Raw genomic sequence first — 2,747 nt, forward strand, 5'->3', positions numbered from 1 at the left:
CACTGTGTCGCCGGAGACAGTCCCAGCGAAAGCGGTCGCGTCCAACACCGGTACGAGCGCTGTGCGGATTTCGGCGATGGTGATCAATCGTTTCGGCGAACGTGATCAGTCTGGAAGGTGGTGTTGCGCGGTCAATGGATTATAGCGACGGTGATCACGATCAGGCGTCAGCGGACTCGGATTTCGTTTTCTTTCTCATCGAATCGCCCTTGACCGGAAGCTTGTGGGCCTGATGCACGAGCCGATCGAGAATCGCATCGGCGAGCGTGGGGTCCTGCAGCCACGCGTGCCAGTGTTCGAGCGGCAACTGGCTGGTGATCACAGTCGAGCGCGTACCGACACGATCATCAAGTACCTCAAGCAGATCATTGCGCGCCGCCTGGTCGAGATCCTGCAAGCCCCAATCGTCGAGGATCAGCACATCAATCTTCGCGAGTTGCGCAAGCCGACGTGTGAAGCTGCCGTCGCCGTGCGCGATTTTCAGCTCTTCGAACAGCCGCGCGACGCGCACATAGAACACGGAGAAGCCCTGCCGGCACGCCTGCTGGCCGAACGCGCAAGCGAGCCACGTCTTGCCCGCGCCGGTGGGGCCGGTCAGGATCAGGTTCTGAGCATTGCGCACCCAGTCGCAGCCGGCGAGCGTGGCGACGATGCGCTGGTCCAGCCCACGGGTTTGCCGGTATTCAATGTCTTCGACGCAGGCCTGTGGGTTCTTGAGCTTCGCGGCGCGCAGCAAACGTTCGAGTCGTCGCGTATCACGCCAGGCCAGCTCGCGATCTACGAGCATGCCCACGCGTTCCTCGAATGACAGGCTGGTGCTTGCCGTGAGCGTTGACTGCTCCTCGAACGCGCGAGCCATGCCGTCCAGTTTGAGCGCCTTTAGCTGGGTAAGGGTGTGCTGCATCAACATCGTGACCTCCTTCGGGTCAGTGGTAGTAGTCGGGGCCGCGCACGTTCTCGTGCTCGGGCGAGCGCCATTCGGCGGGCGTGGTCGGGAGCGAGGGCTGCAGGTCAAGTCCCGCTTCCAGGATTGACAGCACGGAGCGACGCGTGGGCGAGCCGATCTTCAATGCACGCTGGCATGCGGCCTCGAGGCGGTGTTTGCCGTACTTGCGCGCGAGCGAGAGAAGACCGAGACAGGCGCGATAGCCCATCTCGGGGTGAGGTTTGTTGGTCAGCAGATGCCGCACGACAGCCTCGGCGCCGGGGCCGACGGATGCGCCCCAGTTGAGCAGGCGCCCAGGCGTCCATTCCATGTGCGCGCGATGCGCAGCCGGCATGTGTTCGGCGATGGTCGTGTGTTTGCCTTTGAGGCGCGAGCGAGCGTGCGCAGCGACACGCTTGCCGCCATGCAGGATCTCTACGCCGTGGCGTGTGATACGCGCCCAGACCTCCTGCCGTGCGAGGCTATGCGGGACGCTGTAATAGTGGCCGCCGACATCGACGTGGTAATCGATGTTCACACGGCACTTCTGGAAGGTGGCGATCTCGTAGCGACGCACGGGCAACGGGCGCAGGACGGGTTGGTCCAGCCGTTCGAACCATTCACGCCGGTTGCCTTCGAGCCGCTTGAACGGGCGCTGGTTTAGGTCGGCGATCAGTTCTGCAATCGCCTTGTTGAGTTCAGCCAGACTGTAGAAGCGATAGTGGCGCAGTCGGGCCAGCACCCAGCGCTCGACGATCTGCACGCCGACTTCGACCTTGGCCTTGTCCTGCGGTTTGCGCGGACGCGCCGGCAGCATCGCGGTGCCGTAGTGGTTCACGAAGTCCTGCGTGGTCGTGCCGAGTCCGGGTTCGTAACGGTCGGGTCGCGCGATCAGCGCCTTCGGGTTGTCGGGCACGAGCAGCTCGGGCACGCCGCCAATGAACTCTAGCGCATCGCACAGGCTGCCGATCCAGTCCGCCATCGTCTCGGTGCGCGTCGCGCACGCGAACGTGTAGTTGGATGCGCCGAGCACGGCAACGAACACGTGCGCCTCGAACTCGACGCCGCCATCGCTCGCCAGGACCGGCACGGTGGGACCCGCGAAGTCCGCGAACAGCTTCTCGCCGGCGCGGTGCTGCTGACGCATCGAGCGCTTGATCGACTTCGCCCAGTCCTTGTACTTCTGGCAGAACTGCGTGTAGCGGTACGTCCGCTGGCCGGGGTTCGCTTCAGCGTATTCTTCCCACAGCAGTTGCAGCGTCACGCCCTTGCGGCGCAGCTCGCGATGCAATGCCGTGTAGTCGGGCTCGATGCGTCGCGTCGTCGTCGCCGCGGCATTGGTTGCCGCAGGCCTCAGGCGCGCGTCCAGTTCGTCGTCGGACATTGCTTCGGCTGCCGCCCAATCGAGTCCCGCCTGGCTGGCTTGGGCCGCGAACTTCGAGACGGCACCGACGCTGATGCCGATAGCCCGGCTGATCTGCCGATGCGTCAGGCCACACGCCCACTTTAGTCGCAGGACTTCCTTCAATTTGCGCATGCTCATCCGAGGTGTCGGCATCGGCACTTCTCCCGCAAAAAAGGGAGCAGGCTAACGCCGTCGGTGAATACATGCGCAACGCCACCGCCAGACTCAAACCCGGATTACGTTCCGGTTACGTGATCACCCGTTTCGGTCCCGTGATCGCTCATTCCGGCATCGTGATCACGCGTTTCGGAAACCTGTGATCAGCGATCACGATCAACCGAAACGGGTGATCACGATCATTCGGAATCCATGATCACGATCCGCCGAAATGCGTGATCACGTTCGCCGGAATACGCA

2 protein-coding genes are annotated in these 2,747 nt (G+C 63.3%); both read right to left on the minus strand.

Annotation, left to right across the window (positions count from 1 at the left end):
- Positions 1–160: 160 nt before the first annotated feature.
- Positions 161–910 (minus strand): IS21-like element IS408 family helper ATPase IstB, encoded by a 750-nt coding sequence (gene istB / locus L810_RS29510; RefSeq protein WP_006397350.1) that lies wholly within the window; start codon positions 908–910, stop codon positions 161–163.
- Between the two features lie 16 nt (positions 911–926).
- Positions 927–2,483, minus strand: coding sequence for an IS21-like element IS408 family transposase (istA, locus tag L810_RS29515; RefSeq protein WP_011875599.1), 1,557 nt, complete (start codon positions 2,481–2,483; stop codon positions 927–929).
- Positions 2,484–2,747 lie beyond the last annotated feature (264 nt).

Source organism: Burkholderia sp. AU4i, from assembly GCF_000466765.1.
Classification (GTDB): Bacteria; Pseudomonadota; Gammaproteobacteria; order Burkholderiales; family Burkholderiaceae; genus Burkholderia; species Burkholderia cepacia.

Coding starts and splice junctions, on each gene's coding strand:
- istB (WP_006397350.1), bottom strand. CDS start 910: ATGTTGATGCAGCACACCCTTACCCAGCTAAAGGCGCTCAAACTGGAC.
- istA (WP_011875599.1), bottom strand. CDS start 2,483: ATGCCGACACCTCGGATGAGCATGCGCAAATTGAAGGAAGTCCTGCGA.